This is a genomic window from Ruegeria sp. BB7 (assembly GCF_056539365.1).
Genome location: NZ_JBQFUV010000001.1, coordinates 528,487 through 545,138 on the forward strand (window position 1 = coordinate 528,487; position 16,652 = coordinate 545,138).

The window sequence follows — 16,652 nt, forward strand, 5'->3', positions numbered from 1 at the left end:
TATCTGAACGCATGTTCAAATAGAACCCCGCTTGAACCAAAGCTTCAAAATGTGCATCACAGATACAGTCGACCTTGAAAGTGTTTCGCATGAAATCCCTGCCTTTGCTGATCCTGATACTCGCCTGTGCCGGGTGCGCCGATTTTCCGGAACTGGAAGGGCGCGAGCTGCCGGAGCTCAAATCAGCCCGCTACCCCACCCTTATCCCGCTGCAGGAAAACCTGGTCCCACCGGCCGATCCCGTAAACGAGGCCGCCGAGGTCGAAGAAGAACTGCTCGCGCGACGTGAAGCGCTGGAGAAAAGGTCACAAGAGTTGCAGAACGCTGAAATCAACTGAGTGGCTGCGATTCCCGGCACGTCTCCGGCCGCAACGCATTGCACCCTAGCGCCGAACCCGCTAAGGCAGCGCTGAACGGGCGGCAGGCCCGATATCACGGAATTTTCGAGCAGAAAGGAACCCACGGGATGACACAGGCGCTGCGGCTGGGAATTGCGGGCTTGGGAACCGTTGGCGTGGGTGTCGTGAAGATCATCCGCCGCCATGGTGATATGTTGGAAGCACGCACAGGACGACCGGTTGAAATCGTCGCTGTCTCGGCACGGGATGCGAACAAGGACCGTGGTGTGAACCTGTCGGGCTATGCTTGGGAAGCTGACCCTGTCGAGCTGGCCAAACGCGATGATATCGACGTATTTGTCGAGCTGGTCGGGGGCGAAAATGGCCCGGCGAAAGCCTCTGTCGAGGCGGCGCTTGCCACCGGCAAGGATGTCGTCACCGCAAACAAGGCCCTTCTGGCGATCCACGGTCAAGAGCTGGCAGAAAAGGCCGAAGCCGCAGGCCGGGTGATCCGGTTCGAAGCCGCTGTCGCTGGCGGTATCCCGGTCATCAAGTCCCTGACCGAAGGGTTGGCCGGGAACGAAATCACCCGTGTCATGGGCGTGATGAACGGCACCTGCAACTATATCCTCACCCGCATGCAATCGCAGCAAAAGGGCTATAACGCTCTGTTCGAAGAGTGCGCCCAACTGGGATACCTAGAGGCCGACCCGAACCTTGACGTGGGCGGGATCGACGCGGCGCATAAACTGGCGCTGCTGTCCTCAATCGCGTTTGGTACCAAGCCGAATTTTGATGGCATCCAGATCGAAGGTATCCAGCAGATCAGCCTGGATGACATTCATCAGGCCGACGACATGGGATACCGCATCAAGCTGCTGGGTGTTGCACAACGTTCGGCCCGTGGTTTGGAGCAACGCATGCAGCCGTGCCTGGTGCCCAGCAGTTCGCCTTTGGGCCAGCTAGAGGGCGGCACCAACATGGTCGTAATCGAGGGCGACGCGGTCGAGCAGGTTGTTCTGCGTGGACCCGGTGCCGGTGAAGGCCCGACCGCCAGCGCCGTGATGGGCGACGTCTGCGATCTGGCACGTGGCCTGCAAATCCCGACCTTCGGCCGCCCGGCGACCTCATTGCAGGATGCGAAACCGGCTGTGACTGGCTTGCCTGCCCCGTACTATTTGCGTCTCGCACTGTTCGACAAACCCGGCGCGCTGGCCAAAGTGGCCGCCATTCTGGGCGATGCAGGCGTTTCGATCGACCGCATGCGTCAATACGGACACACCGAAAGTACCGCGCCGGTTCTGATCGTCACCCACAAAACCACGCGCGCCACGCTGGACGTTGCCCTAAACAAATTCAGGGAAACCGACGTAGTGGCTGGTGAACCTGTCGCATTGCGGATTGAAGAGGTTTGACCCTTGCGGCCCGCATGAAACGCAGGCTATGCCGATTAGAAAGCCGATACTGACCTGAGGATAGTGAAAATGAGTGCTGCCAAAGTAGATTTCAACGACCGACTGCTGTCTCTGGGCCTTGCACGGGTCGCAGAACAGGCCGCACTGGCTTCGGCCTCTCTGGTCGGACGCGGCGATGAGAAAGCCGCAGACCAGGCGGCGGTAAACGCGATGCGCGAACAGTTGAACCTGCTGGACATTGCGGGCGTCGTGGTCATCGGTGAAGGCGAGCGTGATGAAGCCCCGATGTTGTATATCGGCGAAGAAGTCGGCACTGGCGCTGGCCCCGGCGTAGACATTGCTCTGGACCCGCTGGAAGGCACCACGCTGACCGCCAAGGACATGCCCAATGCGCTGACCGTGATCGCCATGGGCCCGCGCGGCTCGATGCTGCATGCGCCTGATGTTTACATGGACAAGCTGGCCATCGGTCCGGGCTTCCCAGAAGGTGTTGTCAATCTGGACATGAGCCCGCGTGAACGCGTTGAAGCTCTGGCCAAAGCCAAGGGGTGTGAGCCTGCCGACATAACCGTCTGTATTCTGGAACGCCCGCGTCACGAAGCAATGATCGCCGAAGTGCGCGAAACCGGTGCCTCGATCCGTTTGATCACCGATGGTGACGTGGCCGGTGTCATGCACTGCGCGGAAAGCGAAGAAACCGGCATCGACATGTATATGGGCCAGGGTGGTGCTCCTGAGGGTGTTCTGGCTGCTGCTGCGCTGAAGTGCATGGGAGGTCAAATCTTTGGTCGCCTGCTGTTCCGCAACGATGACGAACGCGGCCGTGCTGCAAAGGCGGGTATCACGGATCTGGATCGCATTTATTCGCGGGATGAGATGGTGACGGCTGACGTGATCTTCGCCGCGACCGGTGTGACCGGTGGTTCTCTGCTGCCGCGCATCAAGCGCGAACCGGGTTGGGTAGAGACCACCACACTGCTGATGCGGTCGAAAACTGGCTCGGTCCGTCGCATGTCATACCGCACGCCGATGTGGCCGCATAACGAAGCATAGTGGCTTGCGCCACTGCCTTCGGCGAGAGTATTTATCAAAAGATGAAGAGGCCGGGTCCGAGGGGGTCCGGCCTTGGCACATGAGAGGCGCGGCATGAGCTTTTTAGGGGTTGAGCAGTCACTTACAGGACGCCGTTGGGTCGGACCAACAGCCGAGATTGAACGCGCAACCGAAATGCTGGTGCAGCAAGCCGGTCTGCCCCGCGCAGTATGTCAGGTGTTGGCTCGCCGCGGTGTGCCACCGATGGAAGCATCAAGTTTCCTGGACCCCAAGCTGAAAGAGCTGCTGCCTGACCCGCGAACATTGAAAGACATGGAAAAAGCGGCAGCGCGGTTTCTGATGGCCTTTCGAACCAAGCAGCGCATTGCCGTGTTTGCCGATTATGACGTCGATGGCGGCAGTTCGGCAGCCTTGCTGCTGGTCTGGCTGCGTCAGATGGGGCTGCAGGCCACGCTGTATGTGCCAGACAGGATCGACGAGGGCTATGGCCCCAACGTCCCCGCGATGCAGGAACTGGCCGCCAAGCATGACCTGATCATCTGCGTCGATTGTGGCACGCTTAGCCACGAGGCTATCGCGGCCGCCAAGGGCGTGGGTGTTATAGTGTTGGATCACCATTTGGGCGGTGAGACCCTGCCCACCTGTGCTGCGGTTGTGAACCCGAACCGGCAGGATGAAAGTGGCGATTTGGGCTATCTCTGTGCTGCCGGAGTGGTTTTCCTGATGCTTGTCGAAGCTGGTCGCCAATTGCGTGAGGCGGGCGCAAAAGGCCCAGATTTGGTTAGCCTGTTGGATCTGGTTGCGCTTGCGACGGTTGCGGATGTGGCCCCCTTGATCGGCGCGAACCGTGCTTTGGTGCGTCAGGGTCTGAAGGTCATGGCGCAGCGGCAAAGGCCCGGCCTGGTGGCATTGTCGGATGTGGCACGCATGGATTCCGCACCAAACAGCTATCATCTCGGGTTCCTGCTCGGCCCACGGGTGAATGCCGGCGGGCGAATTGGGCAGGCCGATCTGGGCGCGCGTTTGCTTAGCACGGAATCGATGACCGAGGCCGAGGCGCTATCGCAACGTCTGGATGAATTGAACACCGAGCGCCGCGATATCGAAAATGCGGTGCGTGCAGCTGCTCTGGAGCAAGTCCAGGAGCGCGGTTTGGATGCGCCCCTGGTCTGGGCTGCGGGTGATGGCTGGCATCCTGGTGTGGTTGGTATCGTCGCCTCGCGCTTGAAGGAAAGTGCAAACCGTCCGGCGATTGTCATCGGTTTTGACGGGAATGAGGGCAAGGGGTCAGGTCGGTCCGTTTCCGGCGTGGATCTGGGGGCCTCGATTCAACGTCTGGTGGCCGAAGGACTTCTTGTAAAAGGCGGAGGTCACAAGATGGCGGCGGGCCTGACCGTGATGCGTGATAATTTGGAACCGGCGATGGCGCGCCTGAGCGAACTGCTGGCCAAACAGGGCGCGGGTGAAGGCGGCCCGGCAGATCTGAAGCTGGATGGTGCGCTAATGCCCGGTGCAGCCACGATTGACCTGATCGAACAGATCGAAAAGGCGGGCCCGTTCGGTGCCAGCGCCCCTGCCCCGCGATACGCACTGCCTGACCTGCAGGTCCGATTTGCCAAGCGCGTTGGTGAATCCCATTTGAAACTGTCTCTGGCCGACGGCGTTGGTGGTGGCCTCGACGCTATTGCCTTTGGTGCATTTGATAGCCCCATGGGTGAAAAGCTGTCCAATCACGGTGGCGCGCGCTTCCATTTCGCGGGGCGGCTAGAAGTCAATACTTGGGGTGGACGGCAGAGCGTGCAGCTCAGGCTTGAGGATGCGGCAGAAGCCAATTGAAGCCAACTTCCGGCTTGGGAAAAAACTTTCACATCCTTGCATTTTTCGGCTTGCGGGGGTCCCGGTGAAACCGTAAAAGGCCCCCCACAAGCCAGCGTGGCCCGTTCGTCTATCGGTTAGGACGCCAGGTTTTCAACCTGGAAAGAGGGGTTCGATTCCCCTACGGGCTACCACTTGTGCTTGTTTGGACTAAATGGCCCGTTCGTCTATCGGTTAGGACGCCAGGTTTTCAACCTGGAAAGAGGGGTTCGATTCCCCTACGGGCTGCCACAGTCTAATTCCAGCGAAACTTTAGCCTGATTGTATAGCGAAGATTTCCAACACTTGGACATCATTTTCAGCTCCTAAAACTTGATTTAAGAACGTCTACGCTCAATAACCCCTTAGAAACAATAAAGTCTCTTCTAGAGATACACGCAATGGAACACAGATCCCTTGCAGAGGCGCTGTCCAGGGCCAAGTCAGCAAAAAGCGATTTCGATAGACTGACCGTTTTCGACGTGGGCGCAAACGTTGGTCAGTCATTTCGGCTTTTTCGAAAATTGCTGCCTGACGCCACTATCCATTGTTTCGAACCTGTGCCAAAAACATTCTCACGGTTGCAAGAGGCCGTGAGTGACGACGAGTTGGCTTTTGCACATCAACTGGGTCTGGCCTCGAATGTCGGGCATGTAAGGTTCACTTCCAACCTCAACACCGGAAACCACCAGGTGTTGGAAGGGGAGCAACTGTCAAAGGATGAGATCGAAGTCGAAGTTGCGACTGGCGATAGCATCTGCGGGGATCTGGGCATCGAATTCATCGACTATTTGAAGATTGACGCCGAGGGCTACGACTTAGACGTTCTACTAGGTTTTTCAGACATGTTGCGAAAAGGCCGGGTCACCTATCTGCAGGTGGAGTGTTCGACAAATCTGGACAACCGTTTTCATGTTCACCTGAAACGGTTCATACATTTTTTGCACCCGTTCAATTATCGGCTGTCTGATCTTATCGAGCCAGTCCGCAGGGTTAATAGCACCAAACAGCCGCTGAATGATATTTGGTATTGTAACGCGATTTTCGCGCGTGAAGTTGAGAATCCTGTGCTGCGACGCGACGGTGTAAATTAACTATAGCTCCGATTGCCAAATCGAAAGCTGCGACCTTGTTAGAACCCGTCACGGCAAAGCAAAAAACTCTACCCCCACGTTGAATTGAACCATGGCATAATTTCCGCGGCGCAATGCATGTTATTCATCGCTCTGGTCGGGCACCTCCCGAACCTTATTTTCAAGGCATCTGTTCGCGTGCTGCACCCAGATTGAAGTTAAAATTAAGTGGACCTTCGAACAAAACGACAAAGCCACATAGAAAAATATTTACTGTTTTCAGCATCCACTGATGCGAAATGGACTGCTGCACCACAGTGTTAAACACTTATGCAGAAGTAGAATGGGTTGCGGTTGGTATCTTGACGCGGCAGAGCAAACCACCAAGGGACGCTGATTTCCCCAATTCAAGGCTAGCGCCGTAGGCATTCAACAAATCGACAGCAATTGCCAATCCCAACCCACTGCCGCTGACTGAAGTATCCAAGCGACCACCAGAGCGGAGTGCTTCGCGCTGCGCTTCTTCTGGAACTCCAGGGCCGTCATCTTCGACACTAACCTCGATACAGTCTTTCTTACGGGATAAGCTTAAACGTACAGTTCTGCGGCACCACTTGACCGCGTTATCCAGAAGATTCCCAAGAACCTCTTCAACATCCTGCGCATCCATACGCACCCAGATCTCCGGGCTTTCTATTACTTCCAGATGTTTGCCCTGCTCCTCGGTCATTGCTTTGAAGAGACGTGCCAACCGGTTGACAGAGTTGGACAAGTTCGTGCGTGAATGCGTCAATTCCGCGGTATTCATAGCCCTCATGCGCGCAAGCGAGCGCCCGAGTTGAGCGTCAATTCGACCCAATGCCTCCTGCGCGATATCGGTTTTGGCACCGTCTTCAGAGAGTGTCCTCAACTCGTTTCTAAGAATGCTTGTAGGCGTCTTCAGGGCATGCGCCAGATCAGCTGCCTGTCGGCGTGAACCGGACACAATATCCCGGTTGCGGCGCAAAAGCTGGTTCAAGTCGCCGACCAGCGGTGCCACTTCATCTGGATAATCATCTGGCTTTAGATCATCATCTGTGTCCCAGCGATGTGCTACATCCGACCGCAGTTTTCTAAGTGGCCTAAGAATAACAGAAGTAAGCAACAAAGCACTCGCGACACAGATTAAGCCAACAACTGTAAATACCGGCAAAAGACTACGCTGAGCCGCCCGCCTCTCGTTGATCAGCTGAGCTCGGCTTTCGGCGACACTAACGCCCCAAACGGTTCCGTCTTCATAAGTTATTTCTTGGTAAACACTGCGCAGAACCTCACCCTCGGGTCCCGACGTGTTCCATATTTCTGCACCTTCGCGCGCACCGATCGGCTCATCTAAAGTTTCGTCGAACAGTGAAGCCGAAGTGAATATTTCTCCGTCGGCATTGGTAACTTGCCAATATCGGCCGGAATACGGAGTGCTGTAATTTGGGTCGAACATGAGATCGCGCAAAGCTTCGGGGTTTTGCGTCGTGACACTCAGCCCGACCACGAGCTGAGTATGCCGATCTCTAAGTGCAGTGTCGAACCGCTGTGACACCCGGGCATCGATGTACGAAAATACTGCCAATGTACCAACACCAACTGACAGGGCCCCGGCGGCAATCCCTCCGACCAAAGCCCGTTGTCGAAGTGATAACATCAGACAGTATCAATCATATATCCACGACCACGAACCGTAGTAATGAGGTCGTGCCTGAGTTTCTTGCGCAACCGGTTTATAAACACCGCAATGGTATTGGAATCCCGATCACCATCGTACTCATAGATATGCTCGGAAAGTTCGGTTCTTGGGATCATACGACCAGCATTGTGCGCAAGATAGGTGAGCACAGCAATTTCCTGAGCGGTCAGGTTGACCGGAACCCCGTCTGCGGTCACACGCCCGTTGCGCGTATCGAGAACTACGTTGCCCATTTCGATTACCGGGTTCAACTGCCCGCTCTGACGGCGCAAGATTGCGCGGACACGTGCAGCCAATTCGGGCAAATGGAATGGCTTGGTCATATAGTCATCCGCCCCGGCATCCAAACCATCGACACGTTCGCTCCAACCATCCCGAGCGGTCAGGATCAGCACAGGGGTTTTAATTCCCGCATTGCGCCACTCGCGCAATACGGAAGTGCCATCGCGTTGCGGTAGGCCGAGATCCAATATGATCATGTCGTAGGATTCGGTCGTTCCCATATGCAGGGCGTCGACACCGTTGTTGACAATATCAACCACACGGCCTTCGGCGTTCAACAGTTTTTTGACCTGGCCGCATAGGTGCGGTTCATCTTCTGCGAGTAAAATTCTCATATCTTATGTCTATAGGTACCCGAATGATATTTTAACAATTATTTTTTGCCGCCACCTTTTCCGTTGCCATTTCCACCACCGCCGTTGCCATTTCCACCACCGCCGTTGCCATTTCCACCACCGCCGTTGCCATTTCCACCACCGCCGTTGCCGTTTCCACCGCCTCCGTTGCCGCCGCCGCTGTTGCCGCCTTGGTTGCCGCTACCGCCCTTGTTGCCGCCGCCTCTACCGTTGTTACCACGATTTCCGTTTCTGCCCTGATTGTTGCTGTTATTGGCTTTCGCTTGTGATGCAGCATTGGCAGAGTTACCCGGCGTTGCCTTCGCTGCGTTAGATATCTGACGTCCTATATTCGAACGGTTAGATACAACAACCCCAGTTTGTGCATTTACAATGACACTTATTATCTTCCCGTTAGGTTTCTTGACCAAGATTCGATAATAAACTGTGTCAGTCTGAAACGCGCGCGCATCTACTGGAGTACCACCAAAATAATTTTCGACACCCTTGATAACTTTATTGAGTCGAATAGCGTTCCCCGATGTCGTTGCCTTGCGCAACTCGGCCTGCTTCATTTCACGCACAACAGCATGCCCTTCTTCAGCCTGAAGAAGAGAGACGAGAACAACTAGGCATGTGATGACTAAAAGTTTCTTCATCAGCAGCACTCATTATCGCGTAAGAGTCCTTTAAATCTAGCAAATTCCGCATTAACCCAAGATGAACATTAGATCGGTTCCACTCCGGAAACAATGACCTAAAAATGAGGTCGACACCCTCTACTTTCGACACAAACATAGCGCTCCGGAATTCCACCGAAACAATCCGGCAGATGCTGTATGCAGTGATCGATTAGAAACGGCCTCGCAAACCGAATCGGTTAGCCTTTTGAAGGGCCTTTGCATTGCCGCCGAAAACCGACATCTTCGCGGCACTCACATTCTCCGGCACAGCGGCGCGAAAGACGACGAGCAGACGTCATTGACAACGCCGCGCCCGGATCCCGTTCTGGTAGAAACGAAATGTTCGCAACTCGGCGCTTCCCTTTGGAAAATTGCTTCGTAAAATTTGGAAGACATAAGAACCCAACGGTCAGCCCGACACAGTCACCCCACCCAACCACAGAGATCGAAGACACATGTTAGCAAGTGCCTTTCCGCGACTCTGACATTCAAAGGTTCAAAACAATACAGCTGTTGTCCAACAAGCCTACTTCCAAGGGGTAAACAACTGCGGTTTTTCGGGATAGAACGTCGTGCTGCAGTGCGGCAGGTGACAAACTTACCGTCAGCCGCCCTTCTTCGCCTCTACAAATCGTTTATCTCTTACAATGTTTAACAAAGCGGATTCGACAGGAGGGAAGCGGTCAGAACTGGATTTAGGAGCACACGACACTTCACTGGAGCAAGAAGCCTCGGAGGGCTTCAAAACCTCGCGTACTCGCTGTGCAAGAACATACGTGCCAGTGGTCTGCTTCACCACGCTACTCCCCTTCATCGGATCAGAACGCTCAAACACTCACACAACACCATAGGTTGAGTATGCGTCAAGACCCATGAACGCCCGAGGAACGGCATGTTCACCTAAAATTTATCCAGACCTGCTTGTACCGGGAACAATTGCGTAATTTTCTTCCAGTGCAATTTAACCCGCACGCACCACTTTAGAGCGAACGAAGCCGTCCTCGGCATCCGCCTTTCGGTTCAGCTGATGCAGCAGCTCCACTTGATTGGATACACTCGTCTTGGCAAAGATCGAACTAAGGTGCGAGCGCACTGTGGTCGGGCAGACAGAAAGCGACTGGGCTATTTTCTTCACTGTCATCCCTTCCTTTAACATAGCGCATATCCGGAACTCGGACCGGCTTAGTTCCGCCGGGTTTTGCGGATCAAGGATCGGTACAAACTGTTCGCTCTGGACCATTCTTAGACGTTGGTTCCGTCCCTGCTCCAACCTGGCCGAGATGATACCAGGGACACGCCTGCTCCAAGCGGACGACAATGTAGAAGCCATTAGCTCCAGCAAGTCCAGTTCATATTCTCTGGGTTTCTTCAGATAGTGCAACTCAAGATAATCGATGTGATCTGGTTTAACCTCAAGGGGTACAACAACCACCTCTCCTATGGCGTCCAGCTTGGACCGCGGGAAAAGGGAAATTGGTGCCGTATCATCTTTTGAATCTGACGTCTTCCAGATGGACCCTGACTTTGCCGTTGCCGTCCAGTTTCCCAACACTAAATCCGCTTGTGTTTGAGGCTGGGTAGGAAATGCCTTTCCCTCTTGCCGACAGCACCGTGCAATATAATTAATTCTTTTTTCGAGCTTTGAAGTTCGAACAATTATTGCCGCATCGGCAAATGCCAATTGAATCAGCTGATCAACAACTTTGGAAATGGAATTATTACCGCTTAATGCATGAGACCACTCAAGAACGAAATTCAAGCTATCTCGCGCGCCAGCGCTGTTTGTAAAACTAACACTCATTACTCTGTTCACCGACCCGACCTAAACAACACAGTCGGGCTCCTTACTGTAGCCCCCACCACTGACACAAACCTGTTCGGTTTATGCCGCATCAGCAACCGGTTTTGCGCCCCTCTTTAAAAGCGCTCGAACAAACCGAGAAAAACCTTAACTCAGCATCATATTGTTTTTATTGCCAATATTCGGCCCGCTGAGCAACCAAGCCCCCCAAAGCGTGCTCCGATCATTGATTCCGTTTTTTCAGGATACACCATCGAACTATGCACAATTCAACATAATTTTGCCCAATTGTTTCTCATTGTGTCGATTCGGCACAGCATCACCAATTTGTTAATCTTGTATTCACATTCAACGCCCTAAGAGTGATTTACCAATGATTATTACATCCTTTAGTTGTTTTATTCCTAGCTTTATCGGAAGGCGACTGGGATTTCTTCAATTAATTTGATTCGGGAGCTGACGACGAATGCGTGGCTCACGTTGCGATAGTTCGTGACGTCGGTGTAAATTTAACCTTTCGGGGGAAACATGACAAAATTCCTGAACAAATTCCTAAAAGAAGAAAGCGGCGCGGCAATTGTTGAATACGGCCTTGCCCTGCTGGTTGTGGCTTCGATCGCGGTTGGCGCGTTCTCGTTCCTGGGCGATCAGACAGACGAGCACGTACTCGGTGCTTGTGCAGCTCTAGGAAGTGCTGATTGCGATCCTGCAGACGTTACTGCGGTTAATCCGACATCACCGTAAGACTAAGCTGGAGCGTGCTACGTCGGAGTTTGCGTAAGCTAGTGAGAGAAATATGACTGCATTTATGACAAAGCTTATTAAGGAAGAAAATGGTGCGGCAATTGTTGAATATGGCCTTGCCCTTCTGGTTGTAGCGTCTCTTGCAGTTACTGCATTCTCATACCTTGGCGGTCAAACCGACGAAAACGTAACCGGTGCTTGTACAGCTCTGGGGAGTGCTGATTGCGATCCTTCGGACGTTACCCCAGTGCAGTAGCAGCAAGGAACTGAGATTTTCTCATACAAACATAATTCTGCGCCGTCTCTCTAGTTCAATGATGGCGCAGAATACACCGCCGGGATTTTCGAAAAACGGCAACACCAGTATTTCGAATTTTTTGTGCTTAATTTTTGGAGACAGCGATGCGTATTAGACCAGTCATAACCACGTTTTTCGGGATCGCGATTGCTTCTGGTTCCGTGTTCCTGGCGAAGGACTACATTCAGATTAACCCACCTGCGCCTGCACCAACGGCATCAAATGCTGATTTGGTCGAGATTTACATCGCGCAATCGGAAATCGAATTTGGCCAGATCATTGAAAAGCATCATGTCACAGTTCATCCGTGGCCACGTGAGGCGCTGCCTCCGGGTGCATTCACGCAGTTGGACGTGCTTGTTCCGTCAGAGCGGCAGCAGTTGCGTCGCGCCAAAGCAAGTTTTTATCCCGGCGAACCCATGCTGCAAGCCAAGGTTTCAAACTACGGCGAAAAAGTAACGCTGGTTCAGAAGCTGGGTGAAAACACTCGGGCTATGGCTATCAGGGTCAACGCCGTTACCGCAGTCGGCGGTTTTGTTACTCCAGGTGACTGGGTAGATGTTGTTATGACACAAAGTTCGGGTGGTGAACTGACCGCAGTTACCATCCTGCAAAAAATCCGGGTGATTGGTGTGGACCAACAATCCGCAGAGAACAACAATCAACCCGGTGTCGCTCGCACGATTACAGTTGAGGTCACGCCTCAACAAGGTCAACGCCTTGCCCTGGCTCAAAGAGCGGGCACGCTGAGCCTGACCCTTCGGACACTAGATGGTGTTGAAGATGAGCCACTGGAAATGGTTCGCCTACGCGACCTGTTGCTGGAAGAAGGACCGGTCGAGAAAGTCGAATCCCAACCCACTGTCAGGGTGACGCGCGGCGTCAATACCACGGTTGAGGTCATCCAAAGAAATCGTCGCAACAACGAAGAAGAAGCTGAACCTGCCGCCGAGGCACAGTCCAGCAACCAGACGGATGATGCTGAGGTCACCCCTGCAATCGTGACACCAGAAACCCAGGCCAACACCCGTGAGATCGACGTCAGCCAAAGCGCCAATCAGTAGGACAAAGCCATGTTTCCGAAAGCAATCATATCACGCATTGCAAAGGACGAACGCGGCACAATAGTGATCCTTTGGGGAACAGCGTTTGTTGCATTCCTTGGCTTCTTTGCAATCACAATGGATGTCGGCCGGTTAAGCTCGACCCACGCAGAACTCCAATCCTTCGCGGACAATGTCGCCTTGGCTGCCGCTGCAGAGTTGGACGGACAACCCGATGCGCTTACCCGTTCAACAAATGCAGCGGTCAACCTGATCAACCGCAAGCAAACCTTTGCCAATGGGTCCCAAACACTTTCCGGATCAACCGATTTTAAGCTGACCTTTTATTCCGATTTGCCGGAATCAGATCTAGATCCGCTTGTGGATGACACCACTGACCCGCGCCTTGCCAGGTTTGCGCATGTTGAGCTGACCCCTAAATCGTTGAGCATGAATCTGGCATCCGCTTTGAACAAGATGGTTGGCGGCAACGGATTTTCAGCAGTTGATGTCACCGCCGAAGCCGTAGCCGGATATGCGAAAGCGGCCTGCGATATCACACCGCTGATGTTCTGCCTGCCAGACCAGTGGGAGACCAAGTTGAACGTCGGTGATCAGATTCTGCTTCGCAGCGGTGGCGGTGGCAGCGGCGGTACTGGCGCTGCCTGGGGGCCAGGGAATTTCGGCTTTGTCGACTTGGAAGAATATGAAGACGCCGAAGGCGTGTGCGAGAATGAAGGTGGCAACCAACTTGCATGCCTGATCGCAGCGCAAGAGGCCATTACTCAGTGCGTCCTTACCAACGGCTTTACGACTGAACCTGGACAGAAGGAAGGCATCACCAGCGCCGCATTCAATACGCGCTTTGATATCTTCCAATCCGTCCTCAATGGGGACAGAAATAAGGAAATTTATGCTCCTGCTCCCAACGTCATCAAAGGGGTCATGGGTAAGAACGGTCAAGCCTGTATCCAAGGTGATACAGCCTCCACGGGCGCCGAAACTCTTGGCCAGGACCTCTGCATGGCTGCGGGTACTTGCGACACAGGCAACGACCGTTTCGGTGACGGTGTATGGGATCGCCAAGCCTATTTGAACGCAAACCACGACTTGTCACACTTGGATGCAATTCCAGACGATGTTGGAAGCGATCTTCACCTCCCTCCGCTGGTCGGAACGAACGCCGTTTTTGCCGGAACACGCTACGGAATGTATCTGCGCGAAATCGCGTACGGAAACGATCCGAGTAATCTCAATGCGCCATCCCTTCTGGACTCTTCGATTTCGGAAACCGGTCGCCCAATTTGCTCTAATAAAATGTCATCCAAACCCGAACGACGCGTCGTAAACGCAGCGGGTGTCGATTGCTCGAAAACCGTAATCAAGGGCAAAACTGAAAACGTACCGGTTACGAAATTCGTCTCTGTTTTCCTGACCGAACCTGTTGGCGAGGATGGTTCATCGCCCCCCAACTTTAACATTTATGGCGAGGTCGTAGGCTTTCCGGATGTCGAAGGCGTCGGCAGCGGTGGCGCTGGGTTCGGCGGCATCTTCCGCGACGTAGTTCAACTGTATCGGTAAGGGAGGAGCTTGATCATGACTATTCGCCTGCCCTCCCCTCTCAAACGCTTTAGAAAGAGTGATGACGGCGCGATCCTGGTGGAGTTTGGTCTGATCCTGCCGCTCATGCTGCTCATGTTGGTAGTGACGTTGGAAACCGCGCGCATTATGTGGTCTTACCAAGCGGTCATCGCAGGGGTCCGGGATGCCAGCCGCTACATGTCCCGCGTAACACCATCGGATATCTGCATCTCTGGTGGGTCTGTCACTGGCCTCACAACGACTTTGAAAGGCATTGTCGAGAACGACCGGGATGACAACGGGCTTTTCCCGCCCAGCATAACTGTCAATTCGGTAACACCTAGCCTGACCTGCGTTACTGGCACCTACCGTGTCAGCCCCGCCCCCGTCGGGCAGGTCAACGCCAATATCACTATTCAATTACCGATGGGCCGAGTTCTAGCTTTATTCGGTGATGAAATATCTTCGATCACGACGAACGTTTCTGACACAACTCGGATTATCGGACAATGAAACGTGCACAACATATCCGCGCGCAATTACGCCATCTAAGAGAAAATCTGATGCGGAGTGAGGACGCTGGAGTTCTTGTCGAATTCGGCATCGTCGTTTCCTTGTTCTTGTTCCTTTTCATGTCGTTGCTTGATTTCGGACGCCTTTCATTCAGTGTGGTAAACGCGCAAAAGGCTGCACAGATGGCTGCCCGTATTGCCGTCGTTCGCCCAGCTGCATGTAACTATGCAGACAAAACCCCCCTTCCGCTAATTCATCAGCGCGGTAGTGACACATCACTCCGTTTTGGCGCGGCATGCGACGCCGCAACCGGCGTATGCGATGATCCAGGCGATCTCGTTTGTGTAGGCGGTGTGGAGAACCTCGCTACTGATCAAGATCCCATCGGAACTTCAGATGAGATCTGGGGTCGTATCAGCCCACTTTTACCACCGGGCGCGACGATAGCCAACCTGCGGATCACTTACGAATTTGATGACGAACTGGGTTTTCTGGGCGGCCCTTACACCCCGATGGTCACAGTCGAACTGGATCTTGCCGATTTTGAGTTCGTGTCACCGCTGGGTGCTTTGGCAAACGCTGCGGGCGCGACGAACAGCTCCCTTCCAAATGCAGGAGAGACACTTGGTTATAAAAGTTTCAGCGTCTCGCTGCCTGCTGAAGACCTTGCATTAGGAGAATCAGGATGACTGATAAGAACGTTTCCACATTGAAATCACACTCGGTCATGCTTGTTTCCGAGAACGAGGCCATCGCCCAGATTGTAGCTGACGTCTTTCCCGCAGACGAAGACAACTTGATCACCGAGAATGCTAGTTCGTTTCAAGCCTTGAATGGCACCGCCCTTCAACTGGCCTTCAAACATGACTTGGTGATCTTTGAGATCGACCCGGACGATGCGGGCGAAGTAGCAGCCATCAAAGAGGTTCTGGAACACCGCGATGACACAACGCTGTTCGTGGCTCTGACGCAGAACGACCTTACGATTACCAAGGCGCGTGAGTTGCGCAAGATCGGCATTGACGAAGTTCTGCCTCTTTCAATCGACAGCGAGGGATTGAAAGCCGCCATCAGTGAAAAAATCAGCGCCCGCAGCACGCCACAGACGACATTTCAGAATGCGGCAGCCACGCTGGGTAAGGTCATACCAGTTGCCAAAGCACGCGGCGGTGCCGGGGCGTCAACCGTTGCCGTGAACCTTGCGTGTTCGCTTGCTGGCGGCAAAGGTTCGATGTTCCGAAAAGCCAAAAAAAGCCGCGTCGCACTTTTGGATTTTGATCTTCAGTTCGGAAACTCGAATGTGTTTCTGGATCTGGAAGACAACGGTGGGTTTATGCAGCTCATTGAAAACGCTGAAAAACCTGATGATCGCTTCCTCTCGTCGATCCTGCAAGAACATGCCATGGGTGTAGATGTTCTGTGTGCGCCAGCCCCGATGGTGCCACTTCATTCGATGCGCTCTGAAATCGTTGAAGGCATGCTCGACCTGCTTCAACAGCGGTACGACTATATTGTGATCGACCTGCCCTGCGCAATTGTCGAATGGGTCGAGCCCATTTTCAAGCGCGCCGCGCAGCTGGCGCTGGTCACCGACACCACGGTACCCAGCGTGCGCCAGGCGCGCCGTTTGATCGATTTCTATCGGGAAGCAAACATGACCCTGCCGGTCGAGATTGTCGTCAGCCGAGAACGCAACACACTGATGCGCCCCTCTCATGTCCGTGAAGCCGAAAAGGTTTTGGAAACAAAACTGAGACACTGGCTGCCGGACAATCCGAAAGTCGCCCGTAATTCTGTGGATCTTGGTCGACCGATCGTGGACATAAAACCGCAATCGGATCTTGGCAAAGCCTTGGGAAAACTGGCCGCTGCTGTTTCGGCTGAAGTTCAGCCTGTCGCCGTAAAGAGTACATAAAAGG

Annotated in this window: 16 protein-coding genes and 2 tRNA genes; 14 read left to right on the top strand and 4 right to left on the bottom strand. The window is 53.9% G+C overall.

Going from position 1 to position 16,652, the window contains the following annotated elements; all coding sequences use genetic code 11:
* The first annotated feature begins 89 nt into the window (after nt 1–89).
* The 7 genes from ACR0D7_RS02620 (at nt 90) to ACR0D7_RS02650 (ending at nt 5,754) form a co-directional block, all read left to right on the top strand.
* Nucleotides 90–338 (top strand): hypothetical protein, encoded by a 249-nt coding sequence (locus tag ACR0D7_RS02620; protein WP_480677613.1) that lies wholly within the window; start codon nt 90–92, stop codon nt 336–338.
* Nucleotides 339–466: 128 nt separating this feature from the next.
* Nucleotides 467–1,753: a homoserine dehydrogenase gene (locus tag ACR0D7_RS02625; RefSeq protein WP_170381599.1), complete on the top strand. Its 1,287-nt coding sequence runs from the start codon at nt 467–469 to the stop codon at nt 1,751–1,753.
* Between the two features lie 69 nt (nt 1,754–1,822).
* On the top strand, nt 1,823–2,806 hold the full coding sequence (glpX, locus tag ACR0D7_RS02630) for a class II fructose-bisphosphatase (RefSeq protein ID WP_170569256.1): 984 nt from the start codon (nt 1,823–1,825) through the stop codon (nt 2,804–2,806).
* 93 nt (nt 2,807–2,899) lie between these two features.
* Entirely contained in the window at nt 2,900–4,642 is a 1,743-nt protein-coding gene (gene recJ / locus ACR0D7_RS02635) for a single-stranded-DNA-specific exonuclease RecJ (protein ID WP_480677614.1), read from the top strand.
* A gap of 98 nt (nt 4,643–4,740) precedes the next feature.
* Nucleotides 4,741–4,815: transfer RNA gene (locus ACR0D7_RS02640), tRNA-Glu, on the top strand.
* A gap of 22 nt (nt 4,816–4,837) precedes the next feature.
* Nucleotides 4,838–4,912: transfer RNA gene (locus ACR0D7_RS02645), tRNA-Glu, on the top strand.
* 149 nt (nt 4,913–5,061) lie between these two features.
* Entirely contained in the window at nt 5,062–5,754 is a 693-nt protein-coding gene (locus ACR0D7_RS02650) for an FkbM family methyltransferase (protein ID WP_480677615.1), read from the top strand.
* Nucleotides 5,755–6,061: 307 nt separating this feature from the next.
* Here the strand turns inward: ACR0D7_RS02650 and ACR0D7_RS02655 are convergent, their stop codons facing one another.
* The 4 genes from ACR0D7_RS02655 to ACR0D7_RS02670 all read right to left on the bottom strand — a co-directional run bounded on the left by ACR0D7_RS02655 (nt 6,062) and on the right by ACR0D7_RS02670 (nt 10,554).
* Nucleotides 6,062–7,210, bottom strand: a complete 1,149-nt coding sequence (locus ACR0D7_RS02655; protein ID WP_480677616.1) for an ATP-binding protein — start codon at nt 7,208–7,210, stop codon at nt 6,062–6,064.
* 200 nt (nt 7,211–7,410) lie between these two features.
* On the bottom strand, nt 7,411–8,070 hold the full coding sequence (locus ACR0D7_RS02660) for a response regulator transcription factor (RefSeq protein ID WP_170381604.1): 660 nt from the start codon (nt 8,068–8,070) through the stop codon (nt 7,411–7,413).
* Nucleotides 8,071–8,108: 38 nt separating this feature from the next.
* Nucleotides 8,109–8,729, bottom strand: coding sequence for a PepSY domain-containing protein (locus tag ACR0D7_RS02665; protein WP_480677617.1), 621 nt, complete (start codon nt 8,727–8,729; stop codon nt 8,109–8,111).
* 985 nt (nt 8,730–9,714) lie between these two features.
* Nucleotides 9,715–10,554: a helix-turn-helix domain-containing protein gene (locus ACR0D7_RS02670; RefSeq protein WP_480677618.1), complete on the bottom strand. Its 840-nt coding sequence runs from the start codon at nt 10,552–10,554 to the stop codon at nt 9,715–9,717.
* A 528-nt stretch (nt 10,555–11,082) separates the two neighbouring features.
* Here ACR0D7_RS02670 and ACR0D7_RS02675 point away from each other — a divergent pair.
* The 7 genes from ACR0D7_RS02675 to ACR0D7_RS02705 all read left to right on the top strand — a co-directional run bounded on the left by ACR0D7_RS02675 (nt 11,083) and on the right by ACR0D7_RS02705 (nt 16,648).
* Nucleotides 11,083–11,298 carry a Flp family type IVb pilin gene (locus ACR0D7_RS02675; protein WP_480677619.1) on the top strand — a complete coding sequence of 72 codons (216 nt, stop codon included), beginning with the start codon at nt 11,083–11,085 and terminating at the stop codon, nt 11,296–11,298.
* 64 nt (nt 11,299–11,362) lie between these two features.
* Nucleotides 11,363–11,554, top strand: coding sequence for a Flp family type IVb pilin (locus ACR0D7_RS02680; protein ID WP_480677620.1), 192 nt, complete (start codon nt 11,363–11,365; stop codon nt 11,552–11,554).
* A gap of 146 nt (nt 11,555–11,700) precedes the next feature.
* Nucleotides 11,701–12,660: a Flp pilus assembly protein CpaB gene (gene cpaB / locus ACR0D7_RS02685; protein ID WP_480677621.1), complete on the top strand. Its 960-nt coding sequence runs from the start codon at nt 11,701–11,703 to the stop codon at nt 12,658–12,660.
* Nucleotides 12,661–12,669: 9 nt separating this feature from the next.
* Entirely contained in the window at nt 12,670–14,220 is a 1,551-nt protein-coding gene (locus tag ACR0D7_RS02690; protein ID WP_480677622.1) for a TadE/TadG family type IV pilus assembly protein, read from the top strand.
* 15 nt (nt 14,221–14,235) lie between these two features.
* Nucleotides 14,236–14,733 (top strand): TadE/TadG family type IV pilus assembly protein, encoded by a 498-nt coding sequence (locus ACR0D7_RS02695; RefSeq protein WP_480677623.1) that lies wholly within the window; start codon nt 14,236–14,238, stop codon nt 14,731–14,733.
* Nucleotides 14,730–15,422, top strand: coding sequence for a TadE/TadG family type IV pilus assembly protein (locus ACR0D7_RS02700; RefSeq protein WP_480677624.1), 693 nt, complete (start codon nt 14,730–14,732; stop codon nt 15,420–15,422). The genes ACR0D7_RS02695 and ACR0D7_RS02700 overlap by 4 nt, the downstream gene beginning before the upstream one ends.
* Nucleotides 15,419–16,648 (top strand): CpaE/TadZ family protein, encoded by a 1,230-nt coding sequence (locus ACR0D7_RS02705; protein ID WP_480677625.1) that lies wholly within the window; start codon nt 15,419–15,421, stop codon nt 16,646–16,648. Before ACR0D7_RS02700 ends, ACR0D7_RS02705 begins: the two co-directional genes overlap by 4 nt.
* Nucleotides 16,649–16,652: the final 4 nt, after the last annotated feature.